This window comes from Kitasatospora sp. NPDC058046 (assembly GCF_042885595.1).
Classification (GTDB): Bacteria; Actinomycetota; Actinomycetes; order Streptomycetales; family Streptomycetaceae; genus Kitasatospora.
Window position 1 is genome coordinate 177,240 of sequence record NZ_JBHVRS010000014.1, and the last position, 19,579, is coordinate 196,818.

The 19,579-nt window shown below is 73.6% G+C and carries 14 protein-coding genes and 2 tRNA genes; 6 read left to right on the top strand and 10 right to left on the bottom strand.

The window, feature by feature from the left end; translation table 11 throughout:
* Positions 1-96 precede the first annotated feature (96 nt).
* Positions 97-2,277: a putative bifunctional diguanylate cyclase/phosphodiesterase gene (locus ACFVU7_RS26735; protein ID WP_388047479.1), complete on the bottom strand. Its 2,181-nt coding sequence runs from the start codon at positions 2,275-2,277 to the stop codon at positions 97-99.
* Between the two features lie 441 nt (positions 2,278-2,718).
* The gene (locus ACFVU7_RS26740) at positions 2,719-3,144 is read right to left on the bottom strand and encodes an OsmC family protein (RefSeq protein WP_049649677.1); all 426 of its coding nucleotides are present in this window, start codon (positions 3,142-3,144) and stop codon (positions 2,719-2,721) included.
* A gap of 276 nt (positions 3,145-3,420) precedes the next feature.
* On the opposite strand from ACFVU7_RS26740, the gene ACFVU7_RS26745 reads away from it, so the two are divergent.
* The gene (locus tag ACFVU7_RS26745) at positions 3,421-3,756 is read left to right on the top strand and encodes a chorismate mutase (protein ID WP_049649676.1); all 336 of its coding nucleotides are present in this window, start codon (positions 3,421-3,423) and stop codon (positions 3,754-3,756) included.
* Positions 3,757-4,035: 279 nt separating this feature from the next.
* Positions 4,036-4,824, top strand: coding sequence for a signal peptidase I (gene lepB / locus ACFVU7_RS26750; protein WP_063780047.1), 789 nt, complete (start codon positions 4,036-4,038; stop codon positions 4,822-4,824).
* Here lepB and ACFVU7_RS26755 read toward each other — a convergent pair.
* The 3 genes from ACFVU7_RS26755 to ACFVU7_RS26765 all read right to left on the bottom strand — a co-directional run bounded on the left by ACFVU7_RS26755 (position 4,787) and on the right by ACFVU7_RS26765 (position 8,761).
* Positions 4,787-5,881, bottom strand: coding sequence for a DMT family transporter (locus ACFVU7_RS26755; protein WP_388047482.1), 1,095 nt, complete (start codon positions 5,879-5,881; stop codon positions 4,787-4,789). The two genes, lepB and ACFVU7_RS26755, sit on opposite strands and share 38 nt — an antisense overlap.
* Positions 5,882-6,047: 166 nt before the next feature.
* Positions 6,048-8,462: a transglycosylase domain-containing protein gene (locus ACFVU7_RS26760; RefSeq protein ID WP_388047483.1), complete on the bottom strand. Its 2,415-nt coding sequence runs from the start codon at positions 8,460-8,462 to the stop codon at positions 6,048-6,050.
* Between the two features lie 225 nt (positions 8,463-8,687).
* Positions 8,688-8,761: transfer RNA gene (locus ACFVU7_RS26765), tRNA-Lys, on the bottom strand.
* Positions 8,762-8,971: 210 nt separating this feature from the next.
* Here ACFVU7_RS26765 and ACFVU7_RS26770 point away from each other — a divergent pair.
* Both ACFVU7_RS26770 and ACFVU7_RS26775 read left to right on the top strand, forming a co-directional pair.
* Positions 8,972-9,763, top strand: coding sequence for a DUF998 domain-containing protein (locus ACFVU7_RS26770; protein WP_388047485.1), 792 nt, complete (start codon positions 8,972-8,974; stop codon positions 9,761-9,763).
* The gene (locus ACFVU7_RS26775) at positions 9,760-10,644 is read left to right on the top strand and encodes an alpha/beta fold hydrolase (RefSeq protein WP_388047487.1); all 885 of its coding nucleotides are present in this window, start codon (positions 9,760-9,762) and stop codon (positions 10,642-10,644) included. Before ACFVU7_RS26770 ends, ACFVU7_RS26775 begins: the two co-directional genes overlap by 4 nt.
* 50 nt (positions 10,645-10,694) lie before the next feature.
* Here ACFVU7_RS26775 and ACFVU7_RS26780 read toward each other — a convergent pair whose 3' ends face one another.
* From ACFVU7_RS26780 to ACFVU7_RS26800, 5 genes are all read right to left on the bottom strand, one after another.
* Complete coding sequence (locus ACFVU7_RS26780; RefSeq protein ID WP_388047489.1) at positions 10,695-11,429, bottom strand: GPP34 family phosphoprotein; 735 nt, start codon at positions 11,427-11,429, stop codon at positions 10,695-10,697.
* 73 nt (positions 11,430-11,502) lie between these two features.
* Positions 11,503-11,576 (bottom strand) — tRNA-Lys (locus ACFVU7_RS26785).
* A gap of 70 nt (positions 11,577-11,646) precedes the next feature.
* Entirely contained in the window at positions 11,647-13,722 is a 2,076-nt protein-coding gene (locus ACFVU7_RS26790; RefSeq protein WP_388047491.1) for a dipeptide ABC transporter ATP-binding protein, read from the bottom strand.
* Entirely contained in the window at positions 13,719-14,708 is a 990-nt protein-coding gene (locus ACFVU7_RS26795) for an ABC transporter permease (protein ID WP_388047493.1), read from the bottom strand. The genes ACFVU7_RS26790 and ACFVU7_RS26795 overlap by 4 nt, the downstream gene beginning before the upstream one ends.
* A 16-nt stretch (positions 14,709-14,724) precedes the next feature.
* The gene (locus ACFVU7_RS26800; RefSeq protein ID WP_388047495.1) at positions 14,725-15,705 is read right to left on the bottom strand and encodes an ABC transporter permease; all 981 of its coding nucleotides are present in this window, start codon (positions 15,703-15,705) and stop codon (positions 14,725-14,727) included.
* Between the two features lie 377 nt (positions 15,706-16,082).
* On the opposite strand from ACFVU7_RS26800, the gene ACFVU7_RS26805 reads away from it, so the two are divergent.
* Both ACFVU7_RS26805 and ACFVU7_RS26810 read left to right on the top strand, forming a co-directional pair.
* Entirely contained in the window at positions 16,083-17,789 is a 1,707-nt protein-coding gene (locus ACFVU7_RS26805) for an ABC transporter family substrate-binding protein (RefSeq protein WP_388047498.1), read from the top strand.
* 494 nt (positions 17,790-18,283) lie between these two features.
* Positions 18,284-19,507 carry a low temperature requirement protein A gene (locus ACFVU7_RS26810; RefSeq protein WP_388047500.1) on the top strand — a complete coding sequence of 408 codons (1,224 nt, stop codon included), beginning with the start codon at positions 18,284-18,286 and terminating at the stop codon, positions 19,505-19,507.
* The last annotated feature ends 72 nt before the right edge of the window (positions 19,508-19,579 follow it).

A 19,579-nucleotide genomic window follows, 5' to 3' on the forward strand; every position in this document is an offset into this window, starting at 1 on the left:
CACTGCGACCGGTTCGGCTTCGCCGGGGGCAGGCGAAGTGCCGGCTCCGGGCGGGCGTCGGCCGAGGCCCCGTCTCGTTCCGGCCCGCCCCTGCGGCTAGCGGCCCTGTAGGGCGGGGCGGCCGTCGCGGAGTATGGCCGCGACGAGTTCGGCCTCGCCGGGGCGGGCGAAGTACCAGCCCTGGGCGGTGTCGCAGCCGGTCAGCCGCAGGCGTTCGGCCTGGGCGGCGCTCTCGATGCCCTCGGCGGTGACGGTCAGGCCGAGGGTGTGGGCGAGCTGCACCATCGCGCCGACGATCTGCTCGTCCGCGTCGCTGCGGCGGGAGCCGAGTTCCGGGCGTCCGGGCCGGTCCGTCGGGGAGGGCTCGCGGAAGCCCTCGATGAAGGTGCCGTCGAGTTTGAGCACGTGCACCGGCAGCCGGGAGAGGTAGGCCAGGTTGGAGTAGCCGGTGCCGAAGTCGTCGATCGCGATCCGCACGCCCATGTCGGCGAGCGCCTGGAGGGCCTGGAGGGGCCGGCCGCCGGGGCCGAGCAGGGCGCTCTCGGTGATCTCCAGTTGGAGCAGTCGGGCCGGCAGGCCGGTGCGTTCGAGGGCCCGGGCGACGTCGGCGACGATGTCGGAGTCCCAGATCTGGCGGGCGGCGAGGTTGACGCTCACGAAGGTCTCGGTCTCGGGGAACTCGGCGAGCCACTGCCGGGCCTGGCGGCAGGACTCCTCCAGTACCCAGGTCCCGAGCGGCACGATCGCGCCGGTCTCCTCGGCGAGCGGGATGAAGCGGTCCGGGGAGAGTGTCCCGTAGCGGGGGTGGCGCCAGCGGACCAGCGCCTCCGCGCCGTGCACGGTGCCGTCGGCCAGGCCGACCAGCGGCTGGTACTCGATCGCGAACTCGCCGCGTTCCAGGGCCGGGCGGAGCGCGGTGGCGAGCAGCTGCCGGGTGAGCTGGTGGGCGCCGCGGTCCGGGTCGTAGAGGGTCCAGCGGGCGCGGCCGTCGGCCTTGGACCAGTAGAGCGTGGCGTCGGCGTCCTTGACCAGGTCGGTCGAGGTGGTCTCGTGCACGGACCGCTCGACCACGCCGACGCTGGCGGTGACCACCAGCCGGTGCCCGGCGACGTCGAAGGGACGTTCCAGCACCTCCAGGATCCGGGCGGCCAGTTCGGTCAGCTGCTCGCTGCCCAGGCTGTCGGTGACCAGTACGGCGAACTCGTCGCCGCCCATCCGGGCCACCAGGTGGGTGTCGCGCCCGTCGAACCCGCGCCGCAGCCGGGTGGCGACGGCGATCAGCAGCTGGTCGCCGATGTGGTGGCCGAGCGCCTCGTTGATCGCCGCGAAGCCGTCGAGGTCCAGGTAGCAGACCCCGACCCGGCGTTCGTCCGGGGCGCCGACCGGGCCCGGCTGGTCGGCCGGCGCGAGGCAGGCGGCGTCGAGCCGCTCGAAGAAGTAGGTCCGGTTGGGCAGCCGGGTCAGCGGGTCGTGCAGGGCCTGGTACTCCAGCCGGTCGCCGAGCCGGCGCTGCTCGGTGATGTCCTCGACCAGCGCGAGGGTGTAGAGGGGGTCCCCGGCGCCGTCCCGGATCAGAGAGACGGTGACCTTGCTCCAGACCGTGTGGCCCTCGCGGTGCTTGAGCTGCTTCTCCACGCGGAACCGTTCCCGCTCGCCGCGGACGAGTTCGGAGAAGAGCCGGTCCGGCATGCCCTCCGGGTCGATGATCTCGTGCAGGTGGGTGCGGACCAGGTCGCCGACGCCCTGTCCGATCAGGGCGGCGAAGGCGGGGTTGACCTCGATGATCCGGTCATCGGCATCGATCAGGGCCATGCCGATGACGGCGTCGCAGAAGGCGGCCCGGAACCGGGACTCGCTGGCCCGCAGCGCCGCCAGCAGCCGGTCGGTGTCGATGCTCTCCCGGCCGCTGCCACGGGTGAGCCCCCGCTCCCGGCGGGCGTCGCCGCTGAGCGGGGCCGCGCAGGTGGGGCAGAGCAGCGGCTCCGGCTCGGTCAGCGTCCCGCAGGCGGTGAAGGAGGTGACGGGCCCCGCGGCCGGCCCGGTGACGGATCCGGAGACGGGCCCGCCGCCCGTTCCGCCGGTCGATCCGACGACAGGTCCGACGACAGGTCCGACGACAGGTCCGACGGCTGATCCGGCGGTGGGTCCCAGGGTCGGTTCAAGGGCCGGATCGAGGACCGGTTCCAGGACCGGAGAGGCGAGGTGGCGGTGGCACGGTGACTCCTCGTGCCGCCCGCCCGGGTGGTGTGCGTCGGCCCCCTCGTTCTGGCCCGGCACGGCATGCTCCCGTCCGCTGCTGACGCTTGACGATGTCCGGCCGGCCAGTCGGGACCCGGCGGTCGGCTCCGCACTCTGTCGTGGTCCTCGGAGTCGGTCCGCTGCGGGGCCGCCCGTCGTGGGGCGCCGGTGCGCGGGGACCCGCCTGAAGGACAGGGCGCTGCGGCCGATCATAGGCCGCGACGGCAACACGCGGTGACCGCCGCCAGGGTGATTCGCCCGCTTTGTGATCATGAATGGCGGTACGTGCAGACGCCCCCGGTGCACATCACATGATGTGCGCCAGGGGCGCGTGCGCTGAAGCCGCGCCCCTGGGCGCCAACCGTGCGCCGGACGCGGACCGGTCGCGCGCCGACCGCGGGCCGGACACCGGCCGGGAGCCGGACGCCGGCCGGTCCCCGAGGGGCGCGGTGAAGAAGAAGAGGAGAAGAGGGGTGCGGTTCAGGCCAGCTTGGCGGTGAGGGTGATGGTGGTGCCGGTCAGGGCCTGGCTGACCGGGCAGTTGGCCTTGGCGTCCTCGGCTGCCTTGACGAAGCCCGCCTCGTCCAGGCCCGGCACCGTGCCGGTGACGGTCAGGTGGATGCCGGTGATGCCCTCGCCCGGCTGGAAGGTGACGTCGGCCTGGGTCTCCAGCGTGGTGGGCGGGGTGCCGGCGCCGGTGAGGCCGTGGGAGAGGGCCATCGAGAAGCACGCCGAGTGGGCGCCGGCGATGAGCTCCTCCGGGCTGGTCTTGCCGTTGGCCTGCTCGGCGCGGGACGGCCAGGACACCGGGTACGTGCCGATGCCGGACGATTCGAAGGTCACCTGGCCCTGGCCGGCGACGAGGTTGCCCTCCCAGGCCGTACGGGCGGTGCGGGTGGTTGCCACGATCGGTTCCTCCAGTGCTGAGGGAGAGTGTTCGAGCGGTCACTTCCGGTCATGCGTGCCCCAGCCTACGGGCAGGGACCTCCCCGCTCCGGCGTGTCACGCCGCAGCGGGGAGGCGGTGCGCGGTGCCGACGGGCGGCTCCGGGGCACTGTCCGGATCGTGGACGGTTCTGTTCGACGGTGCGGGGCCGGAGCGGGGGCCCTGTTAGATTTGCCCGGGCCCGAGCCCGGCCGGCGTACGGTCGGGCGCCCACTCCAGACACCGGGAGCCGCCCCGATGACGGACCACTCCACGACCCCCGACGCCGCTCTGCCCCAGGGGATCGACGACGCCGTACGGGCCGAGCTGACCAGCCTGCGCGAGAGCATCGACAACATCGACGCCGCGGTGGTCCACATGCTGGCCGAGCGTTTCAAGGCGACCCAGCGGGTCGGCCGGCTCAAGGCCGAGCACAAGCTGCCGCCGGCCGACCCGGCGCGCGAGCGGGACCAGATCAAGCGGCTGCGGGAGCTGGCGGCGGGGGCGAAGCTGGACCCGGTCTTCGCGGAGAAGTTCCTGAACTTCATCATCGCCGAGGTCATCCGCCACCACGAGGCCATCGCCCGCGCCTGACCGGGCCGGAGCCCGCACGCCCGGAGGCCGGAGGCCCCCACGCCCGGAGCCCGCACCCCACCCGGAGACGGAGACGGAGCGGACCGCCGGCAGCGGGCCCCGGTCGTGCCCGGCCCCTCCCGGCCGTTCCCAGGTGACCCCCGGTGATCCCCGGTGCGACCCCCCGGGCTCCTCCGGCACACCCGGCGATGTCGGCGGCGGCTAAATGACCGATTTCGTCAGGCTCCACGGTTGGCGTAGCGTGCAGGTTTCCCCAGCCGGAGAGGTGGAGCAGCGACGATGGCGGTGAACCTGCCCGAAACGCCCAGCGGGGCCGGAGCCCCCAGCGGCTCCGCGTCGAACGTCCACGAGGTGTCCGGCGGCCGCGCCGAGGCCCGCCGTCGGGCGCGCGGTTCGCGCGGCCGTACGGACCGCCGCGCGGGCCGGCGTCCCCGGCCGTGGTGGATCGAGCTGCCGGTGATGGCGGCGGTCGGCCTGGTGGTCGCGCTGCTGATCAAGACCTGCCTGTTCCAGGTGTTCACCATCCCGTCCGGCTCGATGGAGAACACCCTGCGGATCGGCGACCGGGTCGGCGTGAACAAGCTGGCGCCGCTGACCGGCTGGGAGCCGGAGCCGGGGCAGCCGGTGGTGTTCAAGGACCCGGGGGGCTGGCTGCCGCCGCAGCCGACCGACCCGAACCCGGTCACCAACGCCGTGAGCTCGGTGCTCAGCTTCGTCGGCCTGGTGCCGCCGAAGGACGACAACTACCTGGTCAAGCGGGTCATCGCGACCGGCGGCCAGACCGTGCAGTGCGAGGGCACCACGCTGACCGTCGACGGTCGGAAGGTCGACGAGCCGTACCTGCATCCCGGGGACGACTCCTGCGCCGGGCTGGACTTCGGGCCGGTGAAGGTGCCCTCGGGCTACGTCTGGGTCGAGGGCGACCACCGCAGCGACTCCGCGGACTCCCGGTACCACCAGCACGGCCCGGGCGGCGGCGCCGTGCCGGTGGACAACGTGGTCGGCCCGGTGTCGGCCGTCGTGTGGCCGCTCAGTCACCTCGACTGGTTCGGCTGGACCGGCCGCTGATCCCGCGCTCGGCGGCCACCCGGTCGGGGGCCCCGGGCCCGGCGGCTCCAGGGCCGTCGGCCCCCGCGTCTGAACCCGTTCCCGAACCCGTTCCCGAGCCCGTCCCTGAACCCGTCCCCGAACCCGCCTCCGCGGGCTTGCTCGCCTGCGCCGCGAAGGCGCCGGTCAGCACCAGCAGGCCGCCCGCGATCTGCGGCACCCCGAGGTGCTCGCCGAGCAGCACCCAGGCCGTCACGGTGGCGACCACGGCCTCCAGGTTGGCGACCACCCCGGCGATCGGCGGCGAGAGGTAGCCGACCGAGATCACCCCGGTCAGGTAGGCGAGCACGGTCGCGATCAGGACCATCCACGCGGCCGGGACGAACGCGGGCAGGGTGTGCCCGTTCATCACCACCGACCCGCCGAGCCGGCTCCAGTCGGCCTGCCACGGCCGGGTGAGGACGGTGAGCAGCACCGCGCCGACGAGCAGCCCGAACGCGCTGACGGCGAGCGGGTCGACCGGGCGGTCGCCGTGCCGGCCGGCGTCGGCGAGCACGAAGTAGCCGACCTGGCAGAAGGCCGCGCCGAGGGCGAACAGCACGCCCAGCGCGTCGAAGCTCAGACCGTTCCAGACCTCGACCACGCAGGCCAGCCCGGCCACCGCGACGCCGGCGCCGATGGCCGCGCCGCGGGTGATCGGCTTGCGCTGGACGAACTTGACGTAGCCGATCAGCAGCGGCGGGCCGAGGTACTCGATGAGCAGGGCGACGCCGACCGGGATGCGGGAGATCGCCGCGAAGTAGCAGGCCTGGACGCCCGCCACGGCGAGCAGGCCGAAGCCGAGCAGCAGGCCGGGGCGGCGCAGGACGGCGTCCCGGTGCCGGTAGGCGATCGGGAGGAGTGCCACCGCCGCCCCGGTGACGCGGAGCCACACCACGTGCAGGGGGGAGAGTCCGGCCTCTATCAGCGGCTTGGCCGCGGTGCCGGAGCCGCCGAAGGCGAAGGCGGAGACGAGCGCGAGGCCGAGGCCGAGGGTTCTGCCCGAAGGGAGGGTGGGCGAGGCCGTTGATCTGTGCACGGCCGCATTGTGACAGTCATACCAATGATCGGGTAAGGCGCCATTCCGTCATTCGGTCCTGCCCTTCACCGTACGCAGCGGCGAAATCACTCGGCCCCGGCCGCCCGGTCTCAGCTGAGAGCGGGCGGCCGGGGCCGAGTGAACGGGCCGGGGTGATCGGACCCCGTCAGCCCCCGGAGCGGGACGAGGCGCCCGTCCCCGTGAGCGCGTCCGTCCCGCCCGTCCCGCCCGTGGGCTGGCCGGTCGGCTGGCTGGTCGGGGGCGCGGTCGGCTGGGTGGTCTGCGTCGGCTTCGAGGTGGGCCGGGGCGGCCGGGTGGGCTGGGTGGTGGGCTGGCTGGTCGGCGGGGCCGTCGGCGCGGTGGTCGCGCCGCCGTCGGTGCCGCCCGACGGGGTCGAGCCCGAGCCGTCGCCCGGCGCCGTGGTGGGGCCGGTGCTCGGAGCGCCGCTGGGGGCGCCCGTCGACGGGGCGCTGCTCGGCGTGCTCGGGGCGGTCGGCAGGTCGGTGGCGCCCGAGGAGTCGCCGCCCGCCGGGGTGGCGAAGTCGCTGACCGGCTGGCCCTTGAGCGCGGACTTCATGTAGCTGGTCCAGATCTGGGCCGGGAACTGGCCGCCGGCCGCGCCGTCGATGCCGCCGACGCCGCTCAGGCTGACCTGGGAGCCGTTGCCCGGGTCCTGGCCGAACAGGGCGACCGAGGTGACCAGCTCGGGGGTGTAGCCCACGAACCAGACCGACTTCTGGTCGTCGGTGGTGCCGGTCTTGCCCGCCACCGGGCGGCCGAGGCCCTTGGCCCGCCAGCCGGTGCCGCCCGGGTCGCTCACCACGCCCTGGAGCATCGAGGTGACCTGGTTGGCGGTGTCCTCGCTGATCGCCTGGGTGGTCTTGTGCGCGGGCAGCGCGACGTTCTCGCCCTCGCGGTCCACCGACTGCACCAGCCACGGGGTGATCTGCTTGCCGCCGTTGTCCAGCGTGGCGTACACGCCCGCCATGTCGAGCACGCTCGGGGTGGCCGCGCCCAGCGGGATGGACGGCACCGGGTCGAGGCCCGGGGTGTTGCCGGGCAGGCCCATCGCGACGGCGGTGTCCTTGACCTTCTGGAGCCCGGTGTCCTGCGCGAGCTGCGCGAACGCCGAGTTGACCGACCAGTCGGTGGCCTGCTGGAGGGTGATCTGGCCGTAGCTCTTGTCGCCCTCGTTCGGCGGCGCGTACGGGGTGCCCTTGCCGCCGCGGACCTTCCGGCCGCTGGTGCCGTCGTAGACCGTGCGCGGGGTGACGGTGCGACCCTCCTGGGTCTTGGCGTTGTTCTCGAAGGCGGCGGCCAGCGCGATCGCCTTGAAGGTCGAGCCGGCCTGGTAGTCGCGCCGGGTGGCGTTGTCGACGTAGTGCTTCACGTAGTCGACGCCGCCGTACAGGGCGACGACCGCGCCGGTCTTCGGGTCCACCGAGGCGGCGCCGGCCTGGGCGGCCGCGTCCTTCTTCCGCTTGTCCGGGTTCAGGCTGTCGTGCAGCTGGGCCTGGACGGAGTCCTGGAGGGCCTGCTGGCGGGCCGGGTCGATGCTCAGCTTGATCGTGTAGCCGCCCTTGGCCAGCTCGGTCTCGTTGATCACGCCGCTGGAGGTGAGGTACTGGGTGGCCGCGTCGACCAGGTAGCCGGCCTGGCCGGACAGGCCCGGGTTCGGCTGGGGGTCCCGGACCTCCGGGAAGGCGGTCCTGGCCCGCTCGTCCGCGGAGAGCCAGCCCTCCTTGACCATGCCGTCGAGCACGTAGTTCCAGCGGTTGACGGCGTTCTGCTTGCCCGCCGCGGTCGCGGTGGCGACGTCGTAGGCGCTCGGGGCGTTCAGCAGGGTGGCCAGGTAGGCGCCCTGGGCGGGATCGAGGGCGGACGCGTCGATGCCGAAGTACGCCTGGGAGGCGGCCTGGATGCCGTAGGCGCCGCGGCCGTAGTAGGAGGTGTTCAGGTAGCCGGAGAGGATGTCGTTCTTGCTCTCGGTGGCGTCCACCTTGATGGCGATGAACAGTTCCTTCACCTTGCGGGTGACCGACTGCTTCTGGTTCAGGTACGTGTTCTTCACGTACTGCTGGGTGATGGTGGAGCCGCCCTGGGTGCCCTGGCCCTTGGCGGTGTTGACCGCGGCCCGGGCCAGGCCCTGGACGTTGATCGCGCCCTCGTTGTAGAAGTTCCGGTCCTCGGCGGCCAGCGCGGCGTGCTGGGCGGCGGGGGAGACCTTGTCCAGGGAGACGTTCTGCCGGTTGGTCTGGCCGGTGCGGGTGAGCACCGAACCGTCCGCGTAGAGCCAGGTGTTGCTCTGGGCGGTGGCGGCGGCGTGCGCGTCCGGCACCTTCACCAGGGCGATCCCGAGGGCGAACAGACCGATGCCGAGCAGCAGCGCGGAGCCGAAGCCCAGCAGGGTCATCCGCCAGGTGGGTATCAGCCGGCGCCAGCCGGTGCGCTTCGGACGTCGCGGCTTCCTGCCGCCGGACCCGCCGGACCCGCCGGCCGGGCGGGTGGAGCGCTTGAGCCGTTTGACCGGCCGGAGACTGATCGACGGCGTGCGACGGCCGCCCTGGGCGTTTCTGGACAAAGCGCGGCCTTTCCTGCGGGCGCATCGAGGCAGCCCGGCACGGACGGGGACATCGGCGGTTGGGGACCTTTGTCCCGATTCCGGTTTTACTGCCCTGGACGAGCAGAACGGGCCGGATAGCTCCGGCGGATCGCCAATCGAGACCGACATCACACGCAAAACGGACGTCGGAGGCCAAAAAATCGGGGAGCCCCTCGCTGCTGCGAGAGGCTCCCCAAATGTCTGTGCGCCGCCAGGGACTCGAACCCCGGACCCGCTGATTAAGAGTCAGCTGCTCTAACCAACTGAGCTAGCGGCGCCTGCTGACCTGGAAAACAATACACGGTTCCGAGGGGTGCCTCGAACCATCACCGAGCCATCACCGAACCGTCGCCGAGCCGCCCCCGAGCCGCCCCCGGGTCGTCCCCGGGTCGTGCCCGGGGCACCCGCGAACGACCCGGGCGGCGGCCGATCGATCCGTCCCTTTCCTTCCGGTTGGTCCGGAGTTCGCCGCTGGTTAGGGTGGAACGGTGCCCCGCCCCCAGCCAGGCCACCGCGCCGCGCGGACGACGGTCGCCACCCTGCTGCTGCTCAGCGCCGTGGCGTACACCGCCTGGGTGCTGGAGGTCGTGCTGAGCACCGGACTCGACCCGGTGCAGGCGTACATCAGCGAACTCGCCGCCGAGGACCAGCCGCTGGGCGGCCTGTTCCGGGCCACCGACCTGGCCGCCGGACTCTGCCTGCTCGCCGCCGCAGGCGCCGCCCTCGCCACCGGTCGGGTCGGGGCCTCGCGGCGGCGGCGCTGGGCGCTGGCCGGCTGGTCCGCGCTCGCCCTGTTCGGCGCCGCGACCGCCGCCGACTCCCGGCTGCCGCTCAGCTGCGCCCCCACCAGCGACGAGATGTGCGCCGCCCGGGAGACCGCCGGGCTCGTCCCCGCCACCCACACCGCGCACGCGGTCACCAGCAGCCTCGCCATGGCCGGGGCGCTCACCGCGCTGGTCTCGCTCACCGTGGCCGCCCGGCGCTACCACTGGTGGCCGCCGGTGCGCCGGTTCGGGCCCTGGCTGCTGGGCGCCGAGCTGCTCGCCACCGGCTGGAGCCTCGCCTCGATCGCCGCCTTCCAGGCCGGGCACGGCACCTGGGCGCTCGGGGCCGGGCAGCGGCTCCAGGTGCTGCTGGTCGCGCTCTGGCTCGGCCTGCTGGCCCTGGGCGTCGCCCGCTCGGACGGTACGGATGAGGACGCCGAGGACGCCGAGGTGAACCAGGGGGACGAGGGGCGGCGCCGACCGACCGAACCGTCCCCGGGACGGAGGCCGACATGAGCACCGCCGGACCGGAGGCCGTCGACCGGGCGCGCTTCCTGCGCGTCGACGGCGTCCCGCTGCACGTCCGCACCGAGGGCAGCGGCCCGGTCTGCCTGCTCTCCGGCGGCCTCGGCAGCAGCTGGTTCGACTGGGACCTGGTCGTCCCCTTCCTCACCCCGTACCGCACCGTGGTCCGCTTCGACCGGCCCGGTTACGGGCTGAGCGCCGGGGAGCCCGCCACCGGACGGCCCGCGCCGACGGCGGCCGGCGAGGCCGGGCGGATCCGGGCGGTGCTGGACGGCCTCGGGCTGCGGGAACGCTGCACCGTGGTCGGGCACTCGCTCGCGGGCTTCCACGTCGAGGCCTTCGCCCGGCTGCACCCCGAGCGGACCGCCGGACTGGTGCTGGTCGACGGCAGCGTGGAGGCGGCGGCCCGGCCCTACCCGGCGCCCGCCGCGCGCGACCTGGTGGCCCGGGCGGTGGCCGGCGCCGCCACCGCCCTCGCCGTGCCCTACCTGCTGGGCCCGACCGCCCGCCGGGCCATGGCCCGGCTGTCCACCGTCCGCCGCGAGGACCTCGCCCCGGCGCCGCTGGTCCGGCACTGCTACCGCACCGGGCGGGCGCTGCGCGCGCTGCTGCGGGAGAACGGCCGCTACCTCGACACGGCCGCCGAACTGGACGAGCTGCGGCGCACCCGGCCGCTGGCCGAGGACCTGCCGGTGACCGTGCTGGCCGCCGACGACGGCTGCCGGACCCGCCGCACCGAGGACTGGCTGGCCAGGCAGCGGGAGCTGGCGGCGCTGCTCGGGGCGGACTTCCGCACCACCGCCCCGGCCGGGCACCTGGTGATGTTCGACCGCCCGGACGCGGTGGCCTCGGCGGTGCTCGACACCCACTGAGCGGTCGGCCCGGGTGCCGGAGGCCGCGAGGGCGGGTGCCGGAGCACGGATCAGCCCCCGGACTGGGACCTCCGCCGGGTGATCTCCCGCTTCACGGCCCGGGGGACCGGCAGGTCGCGGGCCAGCTGCCGGACGGCGTGCCGGGTCTCGGCGCCGTCCGGACCCCGGTAGAGCCGGCGCTCCAGCCCGGCCGCCCCGATCAGGCCGGCCAGCTGCCGGTCGCGCTCGTCGGCCGGATCGGTCGGATCAGCCGCACCGGTCGGGCCAGAGAGACCAGAGAGACCAGTCGGACCAGAGAGCCCGGAGAGCCCGGAGAGCCCGGCGCGCGCCAGCGTGGCCGCCGTCCGGGCGGCGATCAGCGCTCCGGCATCCGGCCGCACGGCCGTCCAGCGGCGGTAGGGCAGCCCGAGGAAGCGGTGGCTCCGGACGGTCAGCACGCCCTGCCCGACCATCCGGTCCAGGTGGTGGTGGGTCGCCCGGCCGTGCGGGTGGGTCAGCGCGCGCAGCGCGTGTTCGAGGGTCCGGGGCCGGCCCTCGCCCGCCTGCCCGAGGTCGGCCAGGACGGCGGCGGCGAGTTCGTCCTGGTCGCCCGGCGGCCGGTGGCCGGTGATCCGGCGCCCGTCGACGGTGATCGTGCCGGCCAGCTGGAGCTCGGCGAGGACGGCGCCCGCGACCGCCGTCGAGAGGGTGAGGGCGGGGATCCGAAGGCGTCCGTCCGCTGGGTCGGCGCAGAGCAGCAGCAGTTCCTCGGCCAGGGGCCGGGTGCCGGTGTCGGGGGAGTTCATGGGGAGAAGGCCTACCCGGCCCGGAAACGCCTCAGGCCGCCCACCGGAGTGGACGGCCTGAGACCTTGCCATGTGCGCCGCCAGGGACTCGAACCCCGGACCCGCTGATTAAGAGTCAGCTGCTCTAACCAACTGAGCTAGCGGCGCTTGCTGACGTCGAAGACTTTACACGCCGCCGACCGGATCCACCGAATCGTGTTCGAGTGATCACCGATTGTCACTGCCCCCGGGTCGTCGGCTCCGGGTGGTGGCAGGCCGCCTGGTGGTCCGCCCCGGGGGTGCCGAGCAGGGTCGGCCGCTCCTGTTCGCAGCGGGCCCGGTCCGCCGGGGCGGTGAGCGCGGCGTAGCGCGGGCAGCGGGTGCGGAAGACGCAGCCGGTGCGGCGCTCGGTGGGCGGGGGCGGGTCGCCGGCCAGCAGGATGCGGTCGCGGGCGCGCTCGGCGGCGGGGTCGGGCAGCGGGACGGCGGAGAGCAGGGCGCGGGTGTACGGGTGGCGGGGGCGGTCGAAGACGGCGGAGACCTCGCCCTGCTCGACCGTCCGGCCGAGGTACATCACGCTGACCCGGTCGGCGAGGTGCCGGATCACCGAGAGGTCGTGCGAGACGAACAGGTAGGAGAGGCCCAGTTCGGCCTTGAGGGCCTGGAGCAGGTTGAGCACCCCGGCCTGGATGGAGACGTCCAGGGCGGAGACCGGCTCGTCCAGCACCAGCAGCCCGGGCCGGACGGCGAGTGCCCGGGCGATCGAGACGCGCTGGCGCTGGCCGCCGGAGAACTGGTGCGGGTAGCGGACGGCGTGCTCCGGGTCGAGGCCGACCTGGCGCAGCAGCTCGGGCACCCGGCGGGCGATCTCCTCGCGCGGGGCGCGCTGGGCGAGCAGTGGTTCGGCGACGATGTCGCCGATCGGCATCCGGGGGTCGAGGCTGGCCATCGGGTCCTGGAAGACGATCTGCACCCGGGCGCGGAGCCGGTGGGCCTCGGCCCGGGTGAGCGTCGCGGTGTCGTGGCCGAGCAGTTCGATCCGGCCGGTCTCCGGGGCGCCGAGCCGCAGCAGTTCGAACAGGGTGGTGGACTTGCCGGAGCCGGACTCCCCGACCAGGCCGAGGGTCTCGCCCTCCCGCAGGTCCAGGTCGACGCCGTCCACCGCGTACACCTCGCCGACCTTGCGCTTGAACACCGTGCCCTTGAGGAGGGGGAACGTTTTTTCCAGGCCGCTCACCGACAGCACCGGCGTCCGGGTGGAGCGGTCGACGGGGCCGGCGGCGGCCGGCGGCAGCTCCGGAACGGGGTAGACCTCGGCCGGCGCGGGCCGTCGCTCGGCGAGCTCCGCCGACCGTACGCAGGCGGACAGGTGCTCCTCCGTGCCCTCCAGGGCGGGCTCGGCCGTCGTGCAGCGCTCCTCCGCGAGCGGGCAGCGCGCCGCGAAGGGGCAGCCCGGGGGCAGTTCGGCCATCGGCGCCGGGGTGCCGGGGATCGGTACGAGCGGACCGCCGCGCCCGTCCAGCCGGGGCAGCGCGCCGATCAGGCCGAGCGAGTACGGGTGGTGCGGGGCCGCGAAGAGCTCGTCCACCCCGGCCGTCTCGACCACCCGTCCGGCGTACATCACCGCGACCCGGTCGGCCGCCCCGGCGATCACCCCGAGGTCGTGGCTGACCAGGACGAGCGCCGCGCCGGTCTCCCGCTGGGCGGTGCGCAGCACGTCGAGCACCTGGGCCTGGATGGTGACGTCGAGGGCGGTGGTGGGCTCGTCGGCGAGCAGGATGTCGGGATCGTTGGCGACCGCCATGGCGATCATCGCGCGCTGCCGCATGCCGCCGGAGAACTCGTGCGGGAAGCTGTCCAGGGCCCGGTCGGGTGCCGGGATGCCGACCAGGTCGAGGAGTTCGGCGGCCCGGCGGCGTGCGGCGGCCCGGTCCACCCGCTGGTGGACGCGGACCGCCTCGGCGATCTGGTCGCCGATCCGGTAGACCGGGGTGAAGGCGGACAGCGGGTCCTGGAAGACCATGGCGATCCGGCGGCCGCGGATCGCGGCGAGCTCCCGGCCCGGCAGCCCGACCAGTTCCCGCCCGTCCAGCCGCACCGAGCCGCTGACCCGCGCCGTGCCGGGCAGCAGCCCGAGCACGGACAGCGCGGTCACGGACTTCCCGGAGCCGGACTCGCCGACGATGCCGAGGGTCTCGCCGCGCCGCAGGGTGAGGTCCACCCCGCGGACGGCGGGGACCGGGCCGTCGGGCCCGGCGAAGTCGACCCGCAGGTCCCGGACGGCGAGCAGCGGGGTTTCGACGGTGGTGGTCACGGGAGCTTCCTACGGCTGGCAGGGCGGTGGGAACGGCGGGTGGACCGGGAACGGCGGGGCGCCGTCCCGGAGGTGGGGTCGAGGGCGTCGCGCAGCCCGTCCCCGATCAGGTTGACGGCGAGGACGAACAGCACCAGCAGCCCGGCGGCGAAGTAGAACAGCCAGGGGAACACCGGGGCCTCGCCGGTCCCGGCGGCGAGCAGGGTGCCGAGCGAGACGTCCGGCGGCTTGACCCCGAAGCCGAAGTAGGAGAGCGCGGTCTCGCTCATCACGGCGCCGCCGACCGCGATGGTGGCGTCGATGATGAGGAAGGAGGCGACGTTCGGCAGGATGTGCCGGCTGATGATCCGCAGCGGCCGTACGCCCATGAACCGTGCGGCGCGGACGAATTCGCGCTCGCGCAGGGAGATGGTCATCGAGCGGACCACCCGGGCGGTGATCATCCAGTTGAACAGAGCGAGCAGCAGGACGAAGGCGATCCAGCCGGCGCTCTTCAGCCGGGACGAGACGATGGTGATGATCAGGAAGGCCGGGAAGACCAGCAGCAGGTCCACCAGGAACATCAGCGCCCGGTCGGCCCAGCCGCCGAAGTAGCCGGCGCAGGCGCCGACCACGGAGGCCAGCACGGTGGAGAGCAGCGCCACCAGCAGTCCGATGACCAGCGACTTCTGCAGGCCGCGGACGGTCTGCGCGAAGACGTCCTGGCCGACCCCGTTGGTGCCGAACAGGTGCTCGGTGGACGGGGGTTGGTGCAGGGCGGAGAAGTCGGGGGTGGCGTAGTCCCAGGGCGTCAGGTACGGCCCGCCGAAGGCGAGCGCGAACAGCAGCAGCACCATGACGGCGCCGACCACGGCCCCGCGGGCGGCGAGCAGCCGGGCGAGGACGAGCCGGCCGCGGCCGGTGGCCCGGGGCGGGCGGCCGGCGGGTGCGGTGGGTTCGGCGGGGCCGGTGGGTCCGGCCGGTCCGGCGGTGGTGGCGGTGGTCAACTCGGCTCTCCTCCGGTCAGGACCGCACGCGCGGGTCGAGGGCGGCGTGCAGGGTGTCGGCGAGGAGGCCGGAGACGAGCACGACGACGGCGGTGAACAGGTTGATCGCCACCACCGAGTTGACGTCCTGTTCGTTGATCGACTTGATCAGCCACTCGCCCATGCCGTGCCAGCCGAAGATCGTCTCGGTGAAGATCGCGCCGGTGAAGATGCCCAGGAAGCTGTAGGCGAACATGGTCGACATCGGGATCACCGCGGTCCGCAGCCCGTGCTTGAGCAGTGCCCGGCCGCGGGTCAGGCCCTTGGCCTCGGCGGTGCGCAGGTAGTCGGAGCCGAGCACGTCGAGCATGGTGCCGCGCTGGTAGCGGCTGTAGGTGGCGAGGCCGCCGAGGGCCAGCGAGATGGTGGGCAGCAGCAGGTGCAGCGCCCAGTCGGCGAGGTGGGCGCCGAGGCCGCCGGCGAGCCCGGGGGTCTCGTAGCCGGTGAACGGGACCACCTCGTGTCCGGCCGCGTCCTTGGCGGCGATGGCGCCGTTCTTGAGGAACAGCGCGACCAGGAAGACCGGGGTGGAGAGCAGCACGAAGGACAGCACGGTGAGCAGCCGGTCGGAGATCCGGTACTGGCGCACCGCGCTCCACGCCCCGGCGGCGACGCCGAGGACCATGCCCAGCAGGCTGCCGAGCAGCAGCAGCCGCAGCGAGACCCAGACCCGGCGGCCGAAGTCGTCGGTGACCGGGGTGTCGTGGATGGTCCGGCCGAGGTCGCCCTCCAGCAGCCCGCCGGCCCAGTGGCCGAAGCGCTCGACCACCGGGGTGCGGTCGTTCAGGTTGAGCGCGGTGAGCTGGCGCTCGACCGATTCGACGGACGGCCGGGGGACCTTGGCCTCGAAGTAGGTGCGCGGCTGCAGGGCGGTCGCGGAGATCGCGTACGCCAGGAAGACGGCGGCGATCAGCAGCACCGCGTAGTAGCTCAGCCGTTTCGCCAGGAAGCGGAGCATCAACGGCCGCCCGTCGCGGTGCGGGTGGGGCCGACGCGTCTGGTGGGCATCGGGTGGTGGCCTCCGGTCCGGGCCCGGTGGGGGCGTCGGGTGGCAGGGTTCGTCGGGGTTCGTTCTGGTTCGTCGGATCGTCAGATGGCGTGGTTCGTCCGGCAGTTGGGAAAACGCAGGTCAGAGTGAAGCACCCGGGCGCTGAGGCAGTGTTGCGCCCGTGTTGCCGCGTGTGACTTTTCGATCAGGTGTGCCCTCCTCCCCCTGGTGGCGGATCTGATCCGCTGTTACCTTCTGCTCGCCCGGTGCCGAATTGGCTGCCCACGCTCAAGCCCCGTCACACCTCTCGCGCCCCAACTCCCGTCATCGATCCCAGGGGGACCCTCATGGACGCTTCCACCACGGCCCGCCGCCTCGGCCGGGCCGCCGCGCTCGCCGTCGCCGTCGCGCTCGCGGTCACCGCGTGCACCTCGGGCGGGGCCGGCTCCGCCGACAAGGTGGCCAAGAGCGAGCCGCCGAGACAGGACTCCGAGGACGTCAACCCCAAGGCGCCGGACCAGATCAAGGACGGCGGGGAGGTGCGCTTCCAGCTGGACCAGTGGATCACCCAGTGGAACCCGCTCCAGGTGGACGGCGGCTCCTACACCGACACGGTGAACCTCATCCGCGCCCTGGAGCCCTCGCTCTTCCGCACCGACGCCTCCGGCGCCTTCCGGGCGGACCCGGACTACCTGGTGGGGGCCGAGGTCACCTCGACCTCGCCGCAGGTGGTCACGTACAAGCTGAACCCCAAGGCCACCTGGTCGGACGGCAAGCAGCTGAGCTACCTGGACTTCAAGGCCGACTGGCAGGCGGGCAACGGCAAGGACCCGGCGTACAACATCTACGACCCGTCCGGCTACGAGCTGATCTCCGCGGTCGAGCAGGGCGCCGACCCGAGCGAGGTCAAGGTCACCTTCTCGGAGCCGTACGCGGACTGGCAGAACCTGTTCCGCCCGCTGATCCCGGCGGCCGGCATCGCCACCCCGGACGACTTCAACAAGGGCTGGGTGGAGAAGGTCCCGATCACCGCGGGCGCGCTGAAGATCGGTGTGGCGGACAAGACCGCGCAGACCATCAGCCTGGTGCCGGACCCGGCCTGGTGGGGCACCCGGGCCAAGCTGGACAAGATCACCTTCCGGGTGATGGACAAGGCCGCGAGCATCCAGGCGTACCTCAACAACGAGATCGACTTCGCCTCGGCCGGCACCGCCGCCGCGTACGGGCAGCTCAAGAACGCCAAGGACACCGTGATCCGGGCCGCCAGCCCGTGGGACGAGGTGCACATCTCCTTCGGCGGCACCGGCGCGCTGGCGGACCGGACGGTCCGCCAGGCACTCGGCAAGGCGCTCGACCGCTCGGCGCTGATCAAGATCGCCAACAACGGGGTGCCGGTGGAGTTCAAGCCGCTCGGCAACCACATCATCATGCCCAACCAGACCGGCTACCAGGACAACTCCGGTGAGTGGGCGACCTTCGACCTGGCCGCGGCCAAGAAGCTGCTCGACCAGGCCGGCTGGAAGGAGTCCGGCGGCGGCCAGCCGCGCACCAAGGACGGCAAGCCGCTGGAGCTGCATTGGGTGCTCAGCGACGGCACCGCGCAGGCCCAGCTCGACCTCGCCACCGCGGCGGCGGCGATGTGGCAGGCGGCCGGGGTCAAGGTCGACCTGGACAAGGTGGCGGCCAACGACTACTTCGCCAAGTACGTCACCCCGGGCAAGTTCGACATCGCGAGCTGGCGCAACACCGACTCGTTCCCGAACTCCAAGAGCCTGGCCAACTTCCGCCTGCCGGTGGGCGACAACACCTTCAGCAACCCCTCCCGGCTGGGCACCCCGGAGATCGACGCGCTGCTGAAGAAGGCGGCCGGGACGGTCGACCCGGCGGAGGCCGCGAAGCTCTACAACCAGGCGGACGCGAGGATCTGGGAGCTCGGCCACACCGTCGAGCTCTACCAGCGGCCCGCCGTGGTGGCGACCCGCAAGGGGCTGGCCAACTACGGCGCCTTCGGTCTCGCCCAGGAGGACTACAGCAGGCTCGGCTGGGAGAAGTAGCCGCCGCCGGGGCGGGGCGGGCCGCACGGCAGGCGCTGGCGAGCAGCGCGGTGATCACGAGGCCGGTGGCGCGGACGCGGGGGGATCGGCTCCGCCGCCCCCGCAATCCCGCCACCCGCCTTGACCTTCCGCGTTGCCCGCACGCCACCCGTGTCGTGGGGCCCGGCAGGGCCCGCGCTCTTCCAACCGGGGAAGAATCTAGCGGCGCTCCGGTCGCTCGCGACGCAGCGCGCGGGGCGCGCCCGGAAACCCGCCGCGCTGTCACCCGGTTCGCGCACCGGAGCGTCAACTACGGCTGACGGCAAGGAAAAAAGGGGACATACGGGGCCATCGTACCCGGGGGCGCGCGGACATTCCGGGCCGCGCCGGAGCGTGCACAGCTGTTGCGCCCGCGTGCACAGCCGTCGCGCCGGTGCGTGCGCCGGGCCGGGGCCGCTGCCAGGATGCGCGGGACGGTCCCCCCGCCCTCCTCCCGACTCCCCGGAGCAGCTCCGATGGCCAGTGACCCCGCCGCGACGGCACGCCCCAGCCACCCCGTCGATCCGCCGCCGGTGCGCCGGATGGTCCCGCGCGACCGGAACGAGCCGCACCGGGTCGCCACCCCGCTGGAGCTCTTCTTCGACCTCTGCTTCGTGGTCGCGGTCGGCCAGGCCGGGCGCGAACTGGCCGGCTCGCTGGCGGCCGGGCACTACGGCGACGGCCTGCGCGGCTACGTGCTGGCCTTCTTCGCGATCTGGTGGGCCTGGATGAACTTCACCTGGTTCGCCTCCGCGTACGACGTCGACGACGTGCCGTACCGGATCACCACGCTGGTGCAGATCGCCGGGGTGCTGATCCTCGCCGCCGGCGTGCCGCGGATCTTCGCCACCCAGGACCTGACGCTGGGGATCGTCGGCTACCTGGTGATGCGCCTGGCGATGGTCACCCAGTGGCTGCGCGCGGCCGCCGGCGAGCAGGGCCCGGCGCGCCGGGTCGCGCTGGGCTACGCGGCGGGGATCACGCTCTGCCAGGCCGGCTGGGTGGTGGTGCTGTTCCTGCCGCAGGACGTCCGGCTGTACGTCATCCCGGTCGGGGTGCTGTGCGAGCTGGCCGTACCGGTGGTCGCCGAACTGCGGGCGCGGACCTCCTGGCACCCGCACCACATCGCCGAACGGTACGGGCTGTTCACCCTGATCGTGCTCGGCGAGACGGTGGCGGCGGCGACCGTCGCGGTGCAGTCGGCGGTGGACGAGCACGAGGAGCTGGGCCGGCTGGTGCCGGTGGCGGTCGGGGGGCTGCTGATCTGCTTCGCGGCCTGGTGGATCTACTTCGCCCGGCCCGTCCACGAGCACCTGCGCTCCAACCGGCAGGCGCTGGTCTGGGGGTACGGGCACTACCTGGTGTTCGCCTCGGCGGCGGCGATCGGCACCGGGCTGGAGGTGGCGGTGGAGTCGGCGGTGCACCAGGCGCACATCTCCGAGACCGCCGCCACCGCGACGGTCACCGTGCCCACCGCGCTCTACCTGGTCACGGTCTGGTTCCTGCACTCCCGGCACACCAAGCGGGGCGCGGCGGCCCAGGCCGTGGCGCCGGCGGGGGCCGCGCTGGTGCTGGCCTGCACCGCGCTCGGCGGCTCCGGGGTGTTCGCGGCGGGCCTGGTCTGCGCGCTGATGGTGGCGGTGGGCGTGCTGGTCCACGGCCGGGAGAGCAGGCGGGCGGGCGCCCGCCGGGCGTACTGATCCGCGGGGCGTACCGATCCACGGGGCACGCCCAGTCCGAACCGCCCAGTTCGAACCGCCCTGCCCGCCCTG

Excerpts from the sequence above, each read along its gene's own strand:
- ACFVU7_RS26745 (WP_049649676.1), top strand. The coding sequence starts at position 3,421 with ATGACGGACCACTCCACGACCCCCGACGCCGCTCTGCCCCAGGGGATC.
- lepB (WP_063780047.1), top strand. The coding sequence starts at position 4,036 with ATGGCGGTGAACCTGCCCGAAACGCCCAGCGGGGCCGGAGCCCCCAGC.
- ACFVU7_RS26775 (WP_388047487.1), top strand. The coding sequence starts at position 9,760 with ATGAGCACCGCCGGACCGGAGGCCGTCGACCGGGCGCGCTTCCTGCGC.
- ACFVU7_RS26780 (WP_388047489.1), bottom strand. The coding sequence starts at position 11,429 with ATGAACTCCCCCGACACCGGCACCCGGCCCCTGGCCGAGGAACTGCTG.
- ACFVU7_RS26800 (WP_388047495.1), bottom strand. The coding sequence starts at position 15,705 with ATGCTCCGCTTCCTGGCGAAACGGCTGAGCTACTACGCGGTGCTGCTG.
- ACFVU7_RS26805 (WP_388047498.1), top strand. The coding sequence starts at position 16,083 with ATGGACGCTTCCACCACGGCCCGCCGCCTCGGCCGGGCCGCCGCGCTC.
- ACFVU7_RS26810 (WP_388047500.1), top strand. The coding sequence starts at position 18,284 with ATGGCCAGTGACCCCGCCGCGACGGCACGCCCCAGCCACCCCGTCGAT.